This is a genomic window from uncultured Caballeronia sp. (genome assembly GCF_964243625.1).
Lineage (GTDB): Bacteria > Pseudomonadota > Gammaproteobacteria > Burkholderiales > Burkholderiaceae > Caballeronia.
In genome coordinates, this window is the sequence record NZ_CAXTGZ010000060.1 from 1 (window position 1) to 18,313 (window position 18,313).

Below are 18,313 nucleotides of genomic sequence, written 5' to 3' on the forward strand. Positions count from 1 at the left end.
CGATTTGGGTGACTGAGTGATTTGATTGTTCAGTTGCTGACGCCAGTCATGAAACTTAAGTGGCATGAGGTGGTCGAGATGCAGGGATTCAGCTTTTACATTACCCTGAATAAGCAGAGTCCCGGGCTCTCCGTGCGTAAGGGCTCGAGCCTGCCCGACCTCGCCGATACAAGCGACGTACCGGGACTTCACGAGGCACTCGAGGCCAACGGCCATGCATTCCAGGAGCTGGGTGCATGGCTGCCGACGTTATACAAACCGGAGCGCTTAGCGTTTCAAGGTAAAGGAGGCAACCATGCCGGATCGACAGGGCGACTTGAGTGAGGCGTTTATCGCACAGCAGCGCACACGCCTCGAGGCAATGCGCCGTGAACTGCTGGGCGGCGAGGAAAATACGATCGCGGATGAGCGCACTTCCCAGGAGAAGCATGACGACGAGGCGGTCGAGTTCGAGGACGACGCGCAGAACATGGCACAGGACGAGATCAACCAGTCGCTGCGCAACGTGAATGAACATCGCATTGGCGATATCCTGCGCGCGCTGCAGAAAATCAGCGAAGGCACCTATGGCCTCTCGGACGAAAGTGGCGATCCCATCCCCAAGGCCCGGCTCGAGGCAATGCCGGAAGCCATCTACACCGTTGCGGAGCAGGGGCGCCGTGAGGCCGGGTAAGCGCCATCGCGTGATGGACGGCGCTTCGCCCGTTTACTGATCGACGACGAAACCGTCGAAATGCGGTCTCATTGAAATGGGCTTGGACAAGGGCGGACGAATGCGCTGCGCATCCGGCAGCAACGCCATGCCGAGCCCCGGACCATTGGGTATGTCCACGAAACCCTGGTTCGGCAACGGTACCTTGTCGACAATATTGCTGCCCAGATGTTCCGGCCGCGATTCGAAGATTCCGGCCTCGAAGCCCGTCGCGTATTCCTGGATCGCGAAGTTGGGGATCGCGGCATCGAGCTGCAGGCATGCAGCGAGACCGATAGGCGAAAGCGGGTTGTGCGGCACGACCTGGATATGGTGCGCCTCCGCCATTGCCGCGACTTTGCGCGCACCGGTAATGCCGCCGCACAGGCACAGGTCGACGCGCGCATACTCCACGCCGCCCCGGGCCATCAAGGTCTGGAATTCATAGATGGTCGAAAAGCGTTCGCCCGTCGCGATCGGAATATGGATTTTTTCCGCCACACGGGCCATCCCATCGGGACCCTCCGGACGGATCGGGTCTTCAATGAACATGGGATGCGTGTCTTCAATGCCGCGCGCAAATACGATCGCCTCGGCCGGCGTCAGGCGTCGATGCAATTCGATCAGCAAGTCCACGCGGTCGCCCACTACTTCACGCATCTGATGCACGTTGCCGATGGCATCGCGCATTTTCTTGATGTGCGTCTTGAAGTAGACCTGGTCGTTGCCTTCATCGAGGAATGGATTCAGGTGACCGAATGCGTTAAAACCCGCTTCCATCTTGGCCTGGCATTCCACCAGGATCTTCTCGATATTGCTTTCGTAGATATGCCCGTAAATACGCGCTTTCGTGCGCACCGGACCGCCGAGCAGCTCATAAATGGGCGCGTTGAATGCGCGTCCCTTGATATCCCAGAGCGCGATATCGATGGCGGAAATCGCGGCGTTGATGGCCAGTCCCTGGAAGTAGCTGAAGCGATGCATCACGTTCCAGTGATGTTCGATTGCAAACGCATCCTTGCCGACGAGATATTCGGCAAAACGGCGGATGGCAGCGCCTGACGCTTCGATATGCCCCCACGCGCCGGCTTCTCCGTATCCTGTGATTCCTTCGTCGGTATCGACGCGAACAAACATGAACTGACCGACATGCAGTGGTTCGACTTTCGTGATTTTCATGGCTACTCCTGTTTTGTCCTGTGCTTTGATTGTTACCGTGAGGCTTGCGCCGGTGCTGCGTCGTTCTCGAGTGCAGCAGCGTCTGCACTGGCCGTTGGTTCGTCGAGATTTCGGCCTCGCGTCTCCGGTCCGAGGGAGACCGAAACCGCCGTGATGACGCCGAGCGCCACGACATACCATGCGACCAGATGAGGCGAGCCAGCGCCGGCTGAGAGCAGGCCGACCGCGATCATCGGCGCGATGCCGCCCGAGATGGGCGAGGTGACCTCGCGGGCGAGGGAAAAGCCGGTGTACCTCACGCGCGATGGAAACATTTCAGCGAGCCATGGACTTTGCGCGGAAGTCATCATCGTCTTGGCTATCGACGAGACCAGGATGAGTCCCGCGTAGATCCATATGATCTCGCCGCTTTGAAGCATGCGAAAGAACGGGAAGATCGCCAGTCCGGAGATCAACGCCCCGCCTATATAGACGGGTTTGCGTCCCACCAGGTCGGAGATCCAGCCGAAGAACGGGACGGTTACGAATTGCAGTGCAGTACTGAACATCAGTGCTGTCACGATCACGTCGCGCGACATATGCAACTGCTGGGTGACATAGACGATCACGAACGATTCGTAGATATAGGCGAGCGAATTGTCGCCAAGACGCGCACCCCATGCGCACAGCATAGGGCGCAGCGAGGTGCTGAAGACTTCGCGAATCGGCGCCTTGACGACAGCATTGCGTTTTTGCAGGTCGAGGAACGCGGGCGTTTCCTTGAGCGAGCTGCGCAGTACCAGGCCGAGGATCACCACCACCGCGCTCAGCAGGAAGGGTATGCGCCAGCCCCATTGCTCGAACGCACCTTTCGACAGGCTCGATGAAATATGAAAGGTGGCAAGCGACATCAGCAGGCCAAGTGCGACGCCTACATACGGCAACGAACCATAGAGGCCGCGCCGTTTCGGGGGCGCATATTCGATCACCATCAGGACGGCGCCTGCGTACTCCGCGCCGGACCCCAGTCCTTGCAGCGCCCGCAGGACGCACAGTAGGAGCGGCGCCCACACGCCGATCATGGCGTAGGTTGGCAGGAATCCCATCAGCGTGGTCGAGCCGCCCATTAGCAGAAGGGTGATGATCAGCACCTTCTTGCGGCCAATCCGGTCCCCGAGCCGTCCAAAGATCACGCTGCCCACGGGCCGCACGAAGAATCCGATAGCAAAGCTTGCGTAAGCCAGCAGAGTGCCCGTCAGATGATCGTATGACGGGAAAAACAGCTTGTTGAACAGCGTGGCGGCGGCCGTCGCGTACAGGTAGTAGTCGTACCATTCAACCGCCGTCCCGACGATGGCGCTCAGAATGGCGTTGCGGACTGCACGCCGTACTTCAGGCGATTGACGGTGTGTGCTTTGCACAGGCAACCTCTTTTTACGAACGCCGCGCGAGGCGCAGCGTGTCTCCATCGGCTCCGAGCGACGCCGCTCGCAGTATCTGGCACTACCAATGCCGCGTTGGCGCGGGCATTTCATTGACCGAACTCCGCCGGACTTCACATTGCTGCTTTTTGATACGCTTGCCGGCGATATTGCTCGACGCGTCCGGTACAAACACCCCGCGTCTTCAATTATCGTCTGGAAACGTTTCCGGAAACGTTTCCAGACGATAATTGCTTCAAACATGTGTTGTCAAGAATTGATTGGGAAATTTCGAGATGAGCAACAAGACAACAGAACCTGCCATCGTGAAGTCCGGCATCAAGGCGGTCGCCGAACTGGCGGGCGTGGGAATCGCATCCGTGTCGCGGGTGCTCTCAGGTCAACCCGGCTCCAGTCCGCAGATGACGCAGCGCGTGATGGACGCGGCTCGCCAGCTTGGCTACGCGCCCAACGTGCTCGCACAAAGCTTGCGCCGGCGTGCGACGCATTCGATCGGATTCGTCGGCTCCGACATCAATAACCCGCTGATCGCATCGATAGTGAGCGGTGCGGAAAGCGTGCTGAGCGTTGCCAAGTATTCGGTCTTGCTGACCAACTCAGGCGGCGACCCGGGAGTGGATGCGCAGCGCATCGACGTCCTGCTACAGCGCCAGGTCGATGGTCTGATCGTGTTGCCCGCGCTCGAGGACGATCCTGCGACGCTGGCTGCGTTGCGCGGGGCTCAGGCGCCGGTCGTCCTGATCGACCGCACCTTGCCCTCCGACATCGGCGCGCACTATGTGCTGTCCGATCACTTCCAGGGCCTCGGCGATGCCGGCCGCCATTTGCTTCAAGCCGGTCACAGCCGGATCGGACTGGTCGTGGGACTGGACGTTAGGCCGACCCGCGAACGGATTCGTGGAGTGGAGGCGGCCTTCGACAGTCTGGGCCTCGCGCGAAACCTGATCGTTCACCGGGGACGCTTGTCGCCGGAACATGGCGAGCAGGCCATCGAAGAACTGCTTTCTGGCGAGCACCCGCCAAGTGCGGTCATCCTGGGTGGCAATCAGTTGCTCGAAGGTGCGCTGCGCGCGGTGCATCGAAGAAAACTTACGCTGGGCGTGGATTTGTCTCTAGTGAGTTGCGACGATCTGCCGTTATGCCGCCTTCACCATCCGCCCATTGCAACGGTCATGCGCGATACGGCTCTGCTCGGCCGACGCGCCGCGGAACTGCTTCTTGCCCAGCTTCGTGAACCTGGTGCCACCGATCCTGAATTGATGCCGACATGGTTCGAGGCCCGGGCGAGTTGTGGTCCGTTCGTGGGCTCGGCCAGCACGTCTGCTGCTTCTCCAGGAGCGAAGAAACGCGCGAAGCAGGGACCCTCTATTTCCAGCAAATAAATCCGTCAGCTCAGACTGCCAGGACAACGGCCCGAACAAGATTAAAGTTGGAAAATCGATCCACTAAATACGGATAATCAGGGACAACCCTGTGCTCGAGATTTGCCCGTTTATTTGCCTGACACTCAGACGTGTTAGTTTGGGGGGCATTAACTCGTTCTTACCCAGCTCGCCGAGAGTTGAAAACACCGGTGCCTCGACCATTTTGAAAATGCGGTGTTGGACATATACGGCGCGCGGTAGGCGGCCCTCAAGCAGGAGATCGTTCTTTGAAAATAATTGGGTTCGCCATCATTGTCGGGCTGTTACGGGTTTTATCGATTCTTCCATACTCGTGGGTCGCTCGCTTTGGCAGCGGAATCGGAGGTGCGCTTTATCTGATTCCGAGCAGGCGAAAACGCATCGTGCTGATAAACCTGGGCCTTTGTTTCCCGTTAAAAAGCGCGAACGAGCGGGATATTCTTGGTCGTGACCACTTTCGACAAGTCATTCGAAGCTATTTCGAGCGGGGCATCCAATGGTACGGAAGTGCGCAGTCCCTCACGAAGCGCATCACGATCGAAAGCAGCATTGACCTGTCCGATGCCAATGCACCGCCTACCATTTTCATGGATTTTCACTTCGTCGGAATCGAGGTAGGGTGCCTGCTTTACTCCACGCGCCAGCCGGTTGCAGCACTGTATTCACCGATGTCGAATGTCCGTTTGTGCGAACTCGCCCGGAAACAACGGGGCCGATTTGGCGCAGAGATGGTCGAGCGCGGTTCAAGCGCAAGAAAGGTCATTGCGTTGCTGCGGGCCGGAACCCCCGTGATGCTCGCGGCGGACCTCGATCATGGTGCGGCCAACTCCGTGTTCGTGCCGTTTTTCGGCGTACCTGCCTGTACGCTCACGTCGGTTTCACGACTGGCCAAGGTAGCCGGTGCACGAGTGGTGCCATTCGTTACGGAAGTATTGCCGGGCTTCAAGGGGTACAAGCTGACGATCTTTGAGCCGTTGATCGACTTTCCCTCAGGCAACGACACAACGGATGCGCGCAGGATGAACGCATTTCTCGAGGCGCAGATCCTTCGGTTTCCGGAACAATACTACTGGGTGCATCGTCGTTTCAAACATCGTCCGGCCGGGTTGCCGGGCGTTTATTGACGACGTCATCAACCGGACGCGAACAGCGCCTTGCGGATGATCGCGTGCACGCCCCAGTTTCCATCGACGACCTGGGTGACGCCGAAGTCGACCGCGACCGACATGAGTGAGATCGCCTCGTCTTCGGACAGGCCTTTCGTCGACATGAGGAATCGCCGCGTCTTGATGAATGCGTCGCGCATGGCCTGATCGAGTGTCGACTTCTGATAGACCTCGCTTTGCGCGCTCGTGCCGAACTCCGCCAGGTAGTTAGGATGACTGAAGCCATGCAGAACCCATTCTTCAGCAGTTTCCACGAGCGGGTAAGTGAGGTCGGCGAAGGGCTGGTCGGTCAGCGTCTTTTTCTTGTGCAGGACGAGTTCAAAGTCGCCCGTCAGCGAGCATTCGATTGCCGTGCCGCAAAGCTCCGAATCACCCTGCGACGCATGTGGATCTCCAATCGAAAGCAACGCGCCTGCCACGCCCACAGGCAGATAGACGCTTGCGCCACGCCCGACGCGCCAGTTATCCAGGTTGCCGCCGAAGGCTGACGGCGGGATCGAATCGATCAACCCGTCCTGCTGCGGGGCGACCGCGATCACGCCAAAATGCGGCCGCACTGGAATGGTCACGTTCTTCAGGATGTTGTGATTTTCGACAACCGTTGAGTGATCGACCGGCACGCCCGGGTAGTCGATTGTCGGATGGACCACGCCGAACGGATCACGTTGCGGTGTCCATCGGTAGTTGTAGACGGCGCGTGCATAAGCGGTGACGCCGTCGTCGGCGGGTTCTGCGTCAATCTCGTAGATGGTGACGACTTCCCGCGGCTTGGGCTCCGTCAGCAGTTCACGATAATGAAAACCCCACCACGCGGCCGCGTTGCTGCCGAACGCACGGCCGTGGAATTTCGGGTTGGCGCAAGGGCGCGCGTGAATATCGACAATTCGAACTTCGAGGACGTCGCCGGGTTCGGCGTCGCGAACGGCGATCGGACCCGTGCAGATATGCACGCCGAAACCTTCGCCGGCGCCGCGGCCATAAATGGACGCATCCATCGGGCCGGCGCCGCGCCGGTTCACATTCTTGCGCTCTGAAGTCCAGTGGAACACGCTTTCGGCACCCGGGTCACCCGCGACCATGCGTTCCCAGTCATCGGCGGCATGCTGGGTGAGCGCCTCGATCGTGACCGTGTCGCCGCTTTGCACCTCCAGCACCGGCTTCAGGTCATGGCTGAAATAGCCCCAGTGCACGGTGTTGGCCGTCGCGCGCAGCAGATGATGACGCGGCTTGCCGCGTTGCACGGGGGCTTCGGTAAGCACTGCATCGAGGCCGTTATCGAGCGCCACCAGCGTATCCGCATCCGCCTCGGCGCCGGCCTGTTTTGCTTGCAGGAGCAGGGCAGGCGCGTGTACGGGCAATCCACGCGAGATGCGCCGCACGAGATGCCGCGCGATCTCAAGACTCGCCTCATGACGAAATGTGCGTGGCGATGCACCGTACCGCTCGCGAAAGACACGGCTGAAATGCGCGGGATCGTTGAAACCCCACCTGAAACAGATATCGGAGACAGAAACCTTTTCGTACAACGGGTCGACCAGTTCCGCACGACAGCGCTCGAGTCTGCGCGAGCGCAGGTAGGTGGAGAAGCTTTGCCCTGCGGTCTCGAAGAGCTTCTGCACGTAGCGTGGCGAGACACGCTCTTCCTTGGCAAGCATCGCGACGCTGAGCGCGGGGTCGCCAAGGCTCGCTTCGATCAACCTGCACACACGAGAAAAAATCGCCGCCTGGGAAGGCGTCAGCCCACCGAACGAACCTTTGCGTTCGTGTCCCGCAAGACTCGCGACAAGGAACTCGGCCAGCGCCAGTTCCAGCGGGCGAAGTTCTCCCGCCGACAAGCTCTCCACGCTTTCCGCGACCGATCGAAGAAAGCCCGAGAAAACGTGGCCGATGCCGGCTTCGCCTGACATTCGCGCCGCCCGCAGCGAAAACGGCGACAGCACGCGCGCATTGACGGCATCTCGCGGCACCCGTACGACGAACACGCGAAAGCTCGAAGCAAACGCGATCGATGCGGCCTGTTGAGAGGACGCGTAGACGATGTCATGGACGCCGACCGGCTCGCGCAGGTCGTCGGCGACTAACGTGGCGTCTCCGTCAAGCAGCAGCACGATCATGAGGCTGTCTGCGTGATCGGCTTTGAGTTCCAGCGTCTGCGCGACTGACGCGAGCGACGTGAGCTCGAACCCGCCCGTGGATGTCTGCGACGTCAGCGTGCCGTGCAGCGTGCGGTCGGAGGCGTTGAGCCTGCTGTACCAGCCGAGCCTGTCGAGCACCGTACTCCATTCGCGCACGCGTTCGACTTCAGGGTATGACTCGGTGGTGAAGCGCAACAGGTCCAAGCAGAACTCCAGAAGAAAGCGGCAAGACGCAATGCTTGAAAGCAACCTTCGCGCCATCGGCAATGGCGGTCGTGCTGGACCATTCAGCGCAAATTCGTGCGTGGTGTGTCGGATGCAGTGCATGCATGCGCCATTGCAGCGCACTCATGCACGAAGAAGCACGCTTCGCAGCAAGCACCCGTGAGCGGCTCACACCGGCGTTCACGTCTGTACCAGCAGTTGTGCGCGTGCAGACAAGTCTTGTTGATTTCGTTCACATACGCTCGTGTCGTGCAATGCAACAGGGCGTGCGTCGTGCAAGCCATTGTCATCAGCCGCATAGGAGCGTTTCAATGAACAAGAATATTTTTGGCCGGGGTTGGCAGCGCATGAGCGCGTGGTTGGGCAAAAGCCGCGCACGCCTGGCGTTGCTCGGCAGCGTGTGCTCCGTGTTGTTTCTCGTGTCGGGACAAGCCAGCGCGGCGGGTCCGGCTACGCCGGCGGCGTGCACGGCGTTGCAAGCCAAGTATCCGCAACTCAAGGGCAAGACGCTCGTCAACGCAATCAATCCGCATACGCCCGGTTATGAGGCGCTGGACCCGACCGACCCGAGCAAATACATCGGCTTCGATATCGATCTTGGCGAACTGATCGGCAGTTGCCTCGGCTTCACGATGACCTACAAGCCCGTCACCTTCGCCGCGCTGCTGACGACCTTGCAGAGCGGTCAGGCAGATATTGTCATCTCCGATATCTACGCGACCGAAGAACGCGCGAAAGCTGCCGACTTCATCACTTACTCCAAGGTGTTCGACGGCGTGCTGGTCGTGAAGGGCAATCCGAAGAAAATCACCGGCATCAACACGACGATGTGCGGCACGACAGCCGCTGAAAACACGGGCTACGTGGAGGTTCCGCTGATCCAGAACCTCGGACCGGCATGCAAGGCCGCCGGCAAACCGGAGGCAACGGTACAGCTTTACGATAACAACGCGAACTGCATCCAGGCGATCCTGGCCGGCCGCGCCGACACCTACATCAACGATGTCAACACCGTCGATCAGGCGGTCAAGGCGTTCCCGGACAAGCTCGAAAAGGCGACCGCCGTGACGTTGCCGTATTCGGTCGGCATTGGCGTACCGAAGGGCAAGACCGAGTTCCGCGACGCCATCATGGCCGCGCTGGTCGCGATCCAGAAGAGCGGTGCGCAGACTGAGTTGCTCAACAAGTGGCAACTCGGCGCGGGCAATCTCGAACCGGCCAAGCTGATCGTATCGAACTGATGGATCTTTTTCTCCATTACCTTCGGCTGCCGTATCTGCTCGAGGGCATCAGCTTTACGGTCGCGGTCACGGCACTGGGTCTTGCAGGAGGCCTTGTCGTCGGGCTTGTGCTGGCTGCCATGCAGCTCAGCCGGATCGGGCCGCTGGCGGCCATCGCACGCGGCTACACGGTCATCTTCCGCGGGACGCCGCTGATCCTTCAGCTCGTGTTTGCATACGATGCGCTACCGCACATCGGACTGAAACTGAGCGCGATCGGCGCAGCGGGGCTGGCGCTGGCATTGAATGAAGGTCCGTTCATAGCGGAGATATTGCGCTCGGGCGTGCTGGGCGTCGATCGCGGCCAGACCATCGCGGGTCAGGCGCTGGGCATGACGCCCGGCGTGCTGATGCGGCGGATCATTGCGCCCCAGGCCATTCGTACGATGGTCCCGGCGCTCGGAAACGAATCCGTCAGCGCGCTGAAAAACTCATCGCTCGCTTCGGTGATCTCGGTGGGCGAGTTGACGTTGCGCAGCACGCAACTCGCCTCGTCGACCTTCGATTTCTTCTCGATCTTCTTTGCGTCCGGCTTGCTCTACTTATGTCTGACCGGTGCTATCGCTGCGATCCAGCTCTCCATAGAACGGGCGCTCGATCTCGACAAGCCGGCCTCGCCAAACGGTTTCAGGCGCTTTCTGCCCTGGTACAGGTCAACGCCTGCATCAAAGCCTGACCCGGGCGGCGCAGCCGCTGAACCCGCAGCCGATATGCCGCCCGCGTTCCTTCCCGTAAGCGCTTCGGAGCGCGCGACCCGGTACGACGCGTTGTCGCGCAACGGCGCGGCGGTGCAGATAAGCGGGCTGCAAAAGCGCTACGGCGAGCAGACCGTGCTCGATGGCTTCGACCTCACTATCCGCTCCGGCGAAGTCGTTGCGCTGCTGGGTCCGAGCGGGTCGGGCAAGAGCACGCTGCTGCGCTGTATCAATCATCTTGAACAATGGGATGCAGGCGAGATCCGCGTCGGCGGCAGGCGCCTGGGCTTTCGCGACGATGGCCGGCGCCTGAATCCGCACGATCTCGCAAACGAGCGCGCAAGTGTGGGCGTCGGCATGGTGTTCCAGCAGTTCAACCTCTTCAGCCATCTCAGCGCACGCGAGAACATTGCCGGCCCGTTGCGCTGGGTGCATGGCTTGACGCCGGCGGCCGCCGATCAGCGCGCGCGTGAACTTCTGGATCGCGTGGGCCTGAGTCATCGCGCCGATGCGCTGCCGCGCCATCTCTCAGGCGGCCAGCAGCAACGCGTGGCGATTGCACGCGCGCTCGCACCGAATCCGCGCGTGCTGCTGCTCGATGAACCAACGTCGGCGCTCGACCCCGAACTGGTGGGCGAAGTGCTTGAGGTGATCCGGCGCCTCGCATTCGAGGACGGCCTGACGATGATCATCTCGACCCATCAATTGCGTTTCGCCGATGAAGTCGCCGACCGCGTGGTGTTCCTGAGCGGCGGCGCAGTAGTGGAGGAGGGACCCGCGCACGAAGTATTGACGCGCCCGCGCCATCCGCTGACTGCGCGGTTCCTGAGCGTCATGGGGGCGGACAGCCGCGTGGAAGTCATGTCCTAGAGATGTTCCCGGGCACCGCCGGTCACCAGCTACCGACGGGTGCCTTCCAAGAAAGTCTGCAAACACACTACCGCCTGCGGTTGCTCCCCGAGGTCCGAACATGAAGCATCACATCCTTCCCGTGTCACCTGAAACCGTGCATTGGGGATACTTCAGCAAACAGGTCGCACCGAGCCTGACGCTGAAATCCGGCGACCGCGCCACCATCGAAACGCTCACGCATCATGCCAACGACGACCATGAACGCATGATTGCCGGAGACCCGGGTGCCGAGAGCGTCTTTCACTGGACGCGGGAGCACAAGGCCGTATCGCGCCGGGGCGCAGGTCCGGTCGACGGCCCCTTCAAACTCGGCTCGGGAGAGGGCGTTGGCGTCCATCTGCTGACCGGCCCGGTGTTCATTGAAGGCGCCGAGCCTGGTGATGTGCTGGAAGTTCGTATCCTCGATGTCCGCCCACGTCCGAGCTGCAGCGCCTGTCACCGTGGCCGTTGCTTCGGTTCGAACGTTGCCGCCTCATGGGGCTTCCAGTATCACGATCTGATAGAAGAGCCGAAGCCCCGCGAAGTCGTGACCATCTTCGAGCTCGATACCACCGGCGAACCCTTCGCGCGTGCCGTCTACAACTATGTCTGGACGCCGCAGACCGATCCGGATGGCATCGTGCATACGAACATCGACTATCCCGGGGTGAAGGTCGATCACACGCTCGTCAAGCGGCGCGAGAACATTCTTCCCGACATCAAGGTGCCCGCGCGGCTGCATTTCGGCACGATGGGGCTGGCGCCGTCCGAGGCGGACTTTGTCAGCTCGATTCCGCCCAGCTACACCGGCGGCAATATCGACGACTGGCGCGTGGGCAAGGGCGCGACCATGTATTACCCGGTCGCGGTCGAAGGCGCGTTTTTTTCCGTTGGCGATCCGCATGCGGCGCAGGGCGACAGTGAACTCGGCGGCACTGCAATCGAGACGTCGCTTACGGGCGACTTCGAATTCATTCTTCACAAAAATGCAGACCTCGGTGGCACCATGCTTGAGGGCCTGACTTATCCGATGCTGGAAACCGATCAGCAATGGTCGGTGTACGGCTTCACGTTCCCCAACTACCTGGCCGAGCTCGGACCCAACGCTCAGCTTGAAGTCGCACAGCATGCGAGTCTCGACAAAGCCATGCGCGATGCATTCCGCAAATTGCGGCGGTTCCTGATGACCGTGCACAAGCTGAGCGAGGACGAAGCGATCGCGCTGATGTCGGTCGCGGCGGACTTCGGCGTGACGCAGGTTGTCGATGCGAACTGGGGCGTGCATGGTTCGATTCGCAAGGACGTGTTTGCAGCGCACAGATAAGTGGCATCAGCCGATCGTTCAAACACGAGGAAAATCCGCATGTCAGTGCAACTCGCGTTACGCAACATCCGCAAATCGTTTTCCAACAAACTCGGCACGGTCGATGTACTGGGTGGTCTCACGTTCGATATCAACGAACGCGATTTCGTGAGCATCATCGGTCCATCGGGATGTGGAAAAACGACTGTGTTCAATGTGATTGCGGGTCTGCTCGAAGCCGACAGCGGCGACATCGTGTACAGGGGGCAGACGGTCGAAGGCTTGCGCGGCAAGGTCGGCTACATGATGCAGCGCGACCTGTTGCTGCCGTGGCGCACCGTGCTGCAGAACGTGTTGATAGGCCCCGAGCTGTCGCACATGCCAGTCGCGCAAGCGCGCGACATGGCGATGGAATATCTCAATACGTATGGCCTCGCCGGTTTCGAGAACGCGTATCCGCGCATGCTTTCGGGCGGCATGCGCCAGCGCGTTGCGTTGATCCGGACGCTGATCAATGACCCCGACATCATCCTGCTCGATGAACCGTTCTCCGCGCTCGACTATCAGACCCGGCTCTATCTGGAAGGCGTATTGATGGAAGCCGTGGAGACGTTTCATAAGACCGTGGTGCTCGTCACCCATGATATCGATGAAGCTGTCGCGCTCTCCAAACGCGTGGTCGTGCTTGGCGGACGCCCGTCGCAAGTGAAGAAGATCTATGACATCGATATCAGCGCGCGCTCGCCGATCGGCGCGCGCAGCGATCCAAACTTCTCCGGCTACTTTCACGCGCTGTGCGGCGAACTCGATATCCAGACGGAGGTTGGTTCAGCATGACGCAATCCGTTTCCATCGTGCGACCGGAACAGAAAGTGCGCGCCCGCAAATTCGCATTCGACAGCGGCTGGGGCCGTTCGCTGCTGCAACTCGCCGCGGTGGTCGCATTCTTCGCGATCTGGGAAGGCGCCGCGCGGCTCGGGTGGGTATCGAATTTCCTGGTCGGGTCGCCGGCGAAGATCTTCGATGCACTCGTGCGCGATATTCATTCAGGCCAGCTTTTCATCGATACCGGCTACACCTTGTTCGAAGCGATTCTCGGTTTCGTATTCGGCACGGCGGTCGGTTCCGTATGCGGTCTTGCGCTCTGGTATTCGCCGTTCATCGCGCGGCTGATCGAGCCTTTCATTGTCGCGATCAACAGCGTGCCGAAGATCGCGTTCGCGCCAATCGTGATTCTCTGGTTCGGGACGGGGCTCGTGTCGAAGGTCGCGTTGGCGATATCGCTCACGGCCATCGTCGCGCTGATTGCCGCGTATGAAGCCGCGAAGGACGCGGACCCCGATCTCCAGGCCTTGCTTGTCACGCTCGGCGCCAACAAGAACGAAGTGTTCACGAAGGTCGTCGTGCCTTCCACGCTGCCGTATGTGATCTCCACATTTCGCATCAACGTCGGGTTTGGTCTGGTCGGCGCGGTCGTCGGCGAGTTCATTTCTTCGGAGCATGGACTCGGGCACATGATCTTCACGGCGTCGAGCCTTTATGACCTGAACACCGTCTGGGAAGGGCTTTTCGTGCTGATGGCGATCGGCTTCGTGCTCTATTTCCTGATCGACATGATCGAGCGCCGGCTGCTGCCGTGGCGCCAGGCATCGAATGCAAACACGCTCAAGGTTTGATTGATCAACTACTCGAACAGGGAAATACTGATGGCTCTCAAAGCAAAAAACCTTCTTACCGTGCTGGGCTCGGTGCTCGCGTTTTGCGCGACGTCGGTCACGACCACGGCGCTCGCCGCCGACAAGAAAGCGACCATCTCGCAGGCATTTCAGTCAATGCTGTACCTGCCGCTCTATGTTGCTATCGACGGGGGTTTCTTCACGAAGGAAGGACTGGACGTGACCAAGCAGACGGCGGGTAGTCCGAGTGCGGCATTATCGGCCGTACTGTCGGGCAGCGCCGACTTTTCGCTTCATGGCCCCGAGTGGACCGCGGTTGCGGCGGAGAAGGGCGCGGACGTCGATGTCATTGCGAACGTCGTGAACGGGGCCGCCGTGTGGATTGCGACGGCGCCTGACGTCAAGTTCACGAGCATCAAGGACGTGAAAGGCGAAGTCGTGGTCTCGGGACAGATGCCAACGACCAGCACGTCGCTGTTCTTTCGGGCGCTCAAGGAAAACGGCATGTCGCCAGGCGACGTCAAGCTCATACAGGTCCCGCTTGGCTCGGAGATCGGGCCGCTGGTGGCGGGGCAATCGAAGATCGCGGTGATGTACGAGCCGGGTCTCGACCAGGCGGTCGCCAAGGGCATGAAAGTCGTGCTGAGTTTTCCCAAGCTTTATGGCGAGTACGCGTTTTCGTCGATCACGGCCAAGCGCAGCATCGACCCCGATACAGCCGCGCGCTTCGTGAAGGGCTTGCAAAGCGCGTTGCTATACATGCAGACCAATCCGGCGGAGACTGCCGCGATCGCCCGTAAGGAATTCCCGACGCTCGATGCACCCGTGGTCGACGCCGCCGTCAAGCGTATGCTTGCCGATGGCGTCTATCCAAAGAACGTGGACATCACGCCGAAAGCACTGACGGTCGCCATGGACACGCAGATCGCGCTTGGCAATCTGAAGCAACAGCCCAAGTACGATACGTTCGTCGCGCGTAGCTATATCCAACCCGCACTCGCTGCCAAGTAAAGCTCAAGCACATGACCAAGACTTACGTTTGCCCGACCATCGCTGAGATCCGCGCTGATGTGGCCTCAGGCAAGACCCGCGCCGCAGAGTTCGTTGCACAGGGTTTCGCCGCTGCTCAGGCTTCGCAATCCACGCTGCATGCATTCCAGTACTTGCCTGATGCATTGCCGGTCACGCACGTTGATGAAAACTTGCCGCTGGCTGGCGTGAGCGTAGCGGTGAAAGACATCATCGATACCGCCGACATGCCGACCGAGTTCAACTCGCCGGCCTATGTTGGACGGCGGCCGGCGCAGGACGCGACAGTGGTCGCGCGCTTGCGCGCTGCGGGTGCCACCATACTCGGCAAGTCGGTCACGACCGAATTTGCATTTCGTCATCCCGGGCAGACCGTCAACCCGTGGAACAGCGCATATACGCCGGGTGGATCGTCGAGCGGCTCGGCGGCAGCCGTGGGCGCAGGCATTGTTTCGCTTGCGCTTGGGACGCAGACTCAAGGTTCCGTGATCAGGCCGGCGGCGTATTGCGGCGTGGTCGGTTTCAAGCCGACATACGGCACCATTGCGAGAACGGGCGTGCTTCCGCTTGCATGGTCATTGGACCACGTCGGGTTGTTCACGAGGAGCGTTGCGGATGCGGCTTATGTGCTCAAGCTGGTCGCAGGCGCAGGCCCGGATGATCCACACGCGTCACATGTTCCTTTGGCATCGACGGTTGCAGCGGGGCGTCGTATCGGAATGCTGGTGAGGCAGGTCGGCGGCGCTGTCGAGCCCGCACAACAAGCCGCACTCGATGCCCTTGCCGAGCGCCTTTCACGCGACGGGGCCGAGATCGTGATGGTCGATCTTCCGGCTGAAATCTTCGATACACCGGCTCACGCGCTGACATTGATGGGCGTGGAAGCGGCCATCACACACGGCGATTTGTATCGGCGTTCGCCGGAGCTCATCAGCGCTCCCATGCGGGGATTGATCGAAGAAGGACTGCGGTGTGCGGCGACCGATTACGCGAAAGCCAAGGTCTTGCAAGGCCGGATGGCGCATCGGTTCGACGCATGGCTGAGGAAAACGATGACGCTCGATGCGTTGCTGGTCGCACCGGCGAATGGCGAACCACCGCATGGACTGGATTCCACCGGCGATGCTTCGTTCTGCGCCCCGTGGACGTTTCTCGGCGTGCCGGCTGTGACCGTGCCGATGAGTTTTGGACCTGCTGGCTTGCCGTTGGGTGCGCAAATCGTGGGCGCGGCCGGCAGTGATGCTGCGTTGCTCGATCTGGCTGAGTGGATCGAGGCCAGGACGAATTGGGCAAGTCGTGTTTCAACCACCAACGATACTGGGGCCTGAAGTCGTCGAAATCGTGCGGCGTCCATGTCGCGTCGACCATGGGCTGCACGGATCGATCCCTGGCGGCCACGCCTAGCAGAAAAGCCCAACGAATTCAAAGTTCGCGCACCTCTTCATGGTACGATCCGCCCACCATCAAAACGGAGATCGCCATGGCGTTCAAAGAAACCAAAGGCGATAAGACCGTCGAAGCTTGCGTAATGCCCGCCCCTGGCGCAATGTTCAAGGGTTACATTCGCGTTACCACCACGTGGCGCAACCACACGATCAACAAGACGATCGGTCGCGGTTGTGGTCGGCCGGTCAAAACCGAAGCGGCAGCTCTGGAATTCGCCGAAGCGGAAGCACGCCGAGTGCTCGCAATCAAGTAGTCACCGCGAATCACCGGTTTCGACAGCAGTCGAGATTCGGGTAGGCAGCCAAGATCCCCGCGCCGCAAGAACGGCGCATCGGAACGAGGCTGCCTTTTTTTGTTCCGCTCACCAGGTCTCTTCCCCCTGTTCCTTATTGAGCAGCCTGGCGAGCCGTTCAAGATCCGCTGGTTTAGTGAAATGATGATCGAAGCCTGCGGCCTGGGCGTCCTGCCGGTCCTTTTCCTGCCCCCATCCCGTCAGCGCGATCAGATCGACATGCACTCCCCACGGTTCTTTGCGAATGCGTCGGGCGATTTCGTATCCGTTGATATCAGGCAGGCCGATATCGAGAATGATGACCTCGGGCCTGCTGTCCCGGGCCGCCTCGAAGCCGGAGGTGCCGTCGAATGCGACATGAACTCGATGCCCTTCCATTTCAAGAACCATGGAAAGACTTATCGCGGCGTCTTTGTTGTCGTCGACTATCAGCACGCTGCGTCCTCTTCCGCTTGCAGGAGGCAGGCGTCGAGGCTTCGACGCGACGATCCTCTCTTCCTCGGAGACGGGCAAACGGATCACGAACTCGCTGCCTTTTCCAATCCCGTCGCTGCGCGCAGCCACGCTGCCGCCATGCAGCCGTGCGAGAGCTCGCACCAACGCCAGCCCGATGCCGAGGCCGCCCTGGGTCCGGTCAATTGCATTCTCGAGTTGCGAGAACATCTCGAATACCGTTTCCAGGCTGCCCTGCGGAATGCCGATGCCTGAGTCGCGAATCCTGATGGCGACGTCAGCCCCCTCGCGATTCGCGCTGAGCCAGATTTTTCCTCCGGGGGGAGTGAACTTGGCGGCATTGTCCAAAAGGTTCTGGATCATCTGCGAAAGCCGCGTCGGGTCGGCATCCAGCATGACAGGCTCACCGGGGATTGCGATAGTGAGTTCGTGCGAGGCTGCAAGCACGAGAGGCCTCGAATTCTCGACTGCTCCCGTCAGCACTGAAACCAGATCGATATTCTCCCTGCGCAACTCAAGCTTGCCCTGCGTGATACGCGACATTTCCAGCAGATCGTCTACCAAGCGGGTCATGTGACGGACCTGCCGCTCGAATACTTCGCGCCCCCAGATGATCTGTGGGTCGACAAGTTCCTTCAGGCTCAGCATCTCCAGGACGTTGCGCATGGGAGCAAGCGGATTTCGGAGCTCGTGCGCCAGCGTGGCAAGAAATTCATCCTTGCGCCGATTGACCTCGCGAAGGGCATTTTCCGCTTCACTGCGTGCCTCGAGCGCTTGCTCGGCGTTGCGCCGTGCGCTTAGCAATTCGAGCTCGTATTGGTGACGTTCGGCAGCGACGAGCACCGCGAACTCATCGAGCTCTTCGCCATCGAATTGCGTTCGCGACACATTGAAGAGAATCGGCACGACAGGACCAGCCCGGCTGACGATGTCCACCTTGACCTCGGCAACCGAATTGCGGAATTGCAGCAGAGGCGCCACGTGCGCCTCGAAGAGAAGCCGGCCGCCGACCGTCAGCAGATCCTGAA

General features: G+C 60.4%; 16 protein-coding genes. 12 read left to right on the plus strand and 4 right to left on the minus strand.

The window, feature by feature from the left end; all coding sequences use genetic code 11:
- Window positions 1-48 precede the first annotated feature (48 nt).
- On the plus strand, window positions 49-324 hold the full coding sequence (locus ACFFAR_RS06300) for a hypothetical protein (RefSeq protein WP_174363989.1): 276 nt from the start codon (window positions 49-51) through the stop codon (window positions 322-324).
- Complete coding sequence (locus ACFFAR_RS06305; protein ID WP_174363990.1) at window positions 296-673, plus strand: TraR/DksA C4-type zinc finger protein; 378 nt, start codon at window positions 296-298, stop codon at window positions 671-673. Before ACFFAR_RS06300 ends, ACFFAR_RS06305 begins: the two co-directional genes overlap by 29 nt.
- A 33-nt stretch (window positions 674-706) precedes the next feature.
- Here ACFFAR_RS06305 and ACFFAR_RS06310 read toward each other — a convergent pair whose 3' ends face one another.
- On the minus strand, window positions 707-1,870 hold the full coding sequence (locus ACFFAR_RS06310) for a mandelate racemase/muconate lactonizing enzyme family protein (RefSeq protein WP_062002939.1): 1,164 nt from the start codon (window positions 1,868-1,870) through the stop codon (window positions 707-709).
- 32 nt (window positions 1,871-1,902) lie between these two features.
- The gene (locus ACFFAR_RS06315) at window positions 1,903-3,270 is read right to left on the minus strand and encodes an MFS transporter (protein ID WP_375507646.1); all 1,368 of its coding nucleotides are present in this window, start codon (window positions 3,268-3,270) and stop codon (window positions 1,903-1,905) included.
- Between the two features lie 296 nt (window positions 3,271-3,566).
- Here ACFFAR_RS06315 and ACFFAR_RS06320 point away from each other — a divergent pair, with 296 nt between their 5' ends.
- Both ACFFAR_RS06320 and ACFFAR_RS06325 read left to right on the plus strand, forming a co-directional pair.
- Window positions 3,567-4,673 carry a substrate-binding domain-containing protein gene (locus ACFFAR_RS06320; protein ID WP_174363992.1) on the plus strand — a complete coding sequence of 369 codons (1,107 nt, stop codon included), beginning with the start codon at window positions 3,567-3,569 and terminating at the stop codon, window positions 4,671-4,673.
- Between the two features lie 269 nt (window positions 4,674-4,942).
- Window positions 4,943-5,818 carry a lipid A biosynthesis lauroyl acyltransferase gene (locus tag ACFFAR_RS06325; RefSeq protein ID WP_062002942.1) on the plus strand — a complete coding sequence of 292 codons (876 nt, stop codon included), beginning with the start codon at window positions 4,943-4,945 and terminating at the stop codon, window positions 5,816-5,818.
- A gap of 8 nt (window positions 5,819-5,826) precedes the next feature.
- On the opposite strand, the gene ACFFAR_RS06330 is transcribed toward ACFFAR_RS06325, so the two are convergent.
- Window positions 5,827-8,199, minus strand: a complete 2,373-nt coding sequence (locus ACFFAR_RS06330; RefSeq protein WP_375507647.1) for an acetamidase/formamidase family protein — start codon at window positions 8,197-8,199, stop codon at window positions 5,827-5,829.
- A gap of 332 nt (window positions 8,200-8,531) precedes the next feature.
- Here ACFFAR_RS06330 and ACFFAR_RS06335 point away from each other — a divergent pair, with 332 nt between their 5' ends.
- From ACFFAR_RS06335 to ACFFAR_RS06370, 8 genes are all read left to right on the plus strand, one after another.
- Entirely contained in the window at window positions 8,532-9,461 is a 930-nt protein-coding gene (locus ACFFAR_RS06335; protein WP_375507648.1) for an ABC transporter substrate-binding protein, read from the plus strand.
- Window positions 9,461-11,065, plus strand: coding sequence for an ABC transporter permease subunit (locus ACFFAR_RS06340; protein WP_174363824.1), 1,605 nt, complete (start codon window positions 9,461-9,463; stop codon window positions 11,063-11,065). Before ACFFAR_RS06335 ends, ACFFAR_RS06340 begins: the two co-directional genes overlap by 1 nt.
- Window positions 11,066-11,165: 100 nt before the next feature.
- On the plus strand, window positions 11,166-12,410 hold the full coding sequence (locus tag ACFFAR_RS06345; protein ID WP_174363825.1) for an acetamidase/formamidase family protein: 1,245 nt from the start codon (window positions 11,166-11,168) through the stop codon (window positions 12,408-12,410).
- A gap of 39 nt (window positions 12,411-12,449) precedes the next feature.
- Window positions 12,450-13,226, plus strand: a complete 777-nt coding sequence (locus ACFFAR_RS06350; RefSeq protein ID WP_062170847.1) for an ABC transporter ATP-binding protein — start codon at window positions 12,450-12,452, stop codon at window positions 13,224-13,226.
- Window positions 13,223-14,065, plus strand: coding sequence for an ABC transporter permease subunit (locus ACFFAR_RS06355; RefSeq protein ID WP_174363926.1), 843 nt, complete (start codon window positions 13,223-13,225; stop codon window positions 14,063-14,065). Before ACFFAR_RS06350 ends, ACFFAR_RS06355 begins: the two co-directional genes overlap by 4 nt.
- Window positions 14,066-14,095: 30 nt before the next feature.
- Entirely contained in the window at window positions 14,096-15,076 is a 981-nt protein-coding gene (locus ACFFAR_RS06360; protein ID WP_174363925.1) for an ABC transporter substrate-binding protein, read from the plus strand.
- An 11-nt stretch (window positions 15,077-15,087) separates the two neighbouring features.
- Window positions 15,088-16,422 carry an amidase gene (locus tag ACFFAR_RS06365; RefSeq protein ID WP_062170851.1) on the plus strand — a complete coding sequence of 445 codons (1,335 nt, stop codon included), beginning with the start codon at window positions 15,088-15,090 and terminating at the stop codon, window positions 16,420-16,422.
- A gap of 38 nt (window positions 16,423-16,460) precedes the next feature.
- Window positions 16,461-16,793, plus strand: coding sequence for a hypothetical protein (locus ACFFAR_RS06370; RefSeq protein WP_143325598.1), 333 nt, complete (start codon window positions 16,461-16,463; stop codon window positions 16,791-16,793).
- Window positions 16,794-16,901: 108 nt separating this feature from the next.
- On the opposite strand, the gene ACFFAR_RS06375 is transcribed toward ACFFAR_RS06370, so the two are convergent.
- Window positions 16,902-18,313 (minus strand): ATP-binding protein (locus ACFFAR_RS06375; protein WP_375507649.1); only part of this gene is annotated, 1,412 nt, incomplete at its 5' end.

Excerpts from the sequence above, each read along its gene's own strand:
- ACFFAR_RS06350 (WP_062170847.1), top strand. The coding sequence starts at position 12,450 with ATGTCAGTGCAACTCGCGTTACGCAACATCCGCAAATCGTTTTCCAAC.
- ACFFAR_RS06305 (WP_174363990.1), top strand. The coding sequence starts at position 296 with ATGCCGGATCGACAGGGCGACTTGAGTGAGGCGTTTATCGCACAGCAG.
- ACFFAR_RS06360 (WP_174363925.1), top strand. The coding sequence starts at position 14,096 with ATGGCTCTCAAAGCAAAAAACCTTCTTACCGTGCTGGGCTCGGTGCTC.
- ACFFAR_RS06335 (WP_375507648.1), top strand. The coding sequence starts at position 8,532 with ATGAACAAGAATATTTTTGGCCGGGGTTGGCAGCGCATGAGCGCGTGG.
- ACFFAR_RS06370 (WP_143325598.1), top strand. The coding sequence starts at position 16,461 with ATGGGCTGCACGGATCGATCCCTGGCGGCCACGCCTAGCAGAAAAGCC.
- ACFFAR_RS06365 (WP_062170851.1), top strand. The coding sequence starts at position 15,088 with ATGACCAAGACTTACGTTTGCCCGACCATCGCTGAGATCCGCGCTGAT.
- ACFFAR_RS06320 (WP_174363992.1), top strand. The coding sequence starts at position 3,567 with ATGAGCAACAAGACAACAGAACCTGCCATCGTGAAGTCCGGCATCAAG.
- ACFFAR_RS06310 (WP_062002939.1), bottom strand. The coding sequence starts at position 1,870 with ATGAAAATCACGAAAGTCGAACCACTGCATGTCGGTCAGTTCATGTTT.
- ACFFAR_RS06345 (WP_174363825.1), top strand. The coding sequence starts at position 11,166 with ATGAAGCATCACATCCTTCCCGTGTCACCTGAAACCGTGCATTGGGGA.
- ACFFAR_RS06300 (WP_174363989.1), top strand. The coding sequence starts at position 49 with ATGAAACTTAAGTGGCATGAGGTGGTCGAGATGCAGGGATTCAGCTTT.
- ACFFAR_RS06340 (WP_174363824.1), top strand. The coding sequence starts at position 9,461 with ATGGATCTTTTTCTCCATTACCTTCGGCTGCCGTATCTGCTCGAGGGC.
- ACFFAR_RS06355 (WP_174363926.1), top strand. The coding sequence starts at position 13,223 with ATGACGCAATCCGTTTCCATCGTGCGACCGGAACAGAAAGTGCGCGCC.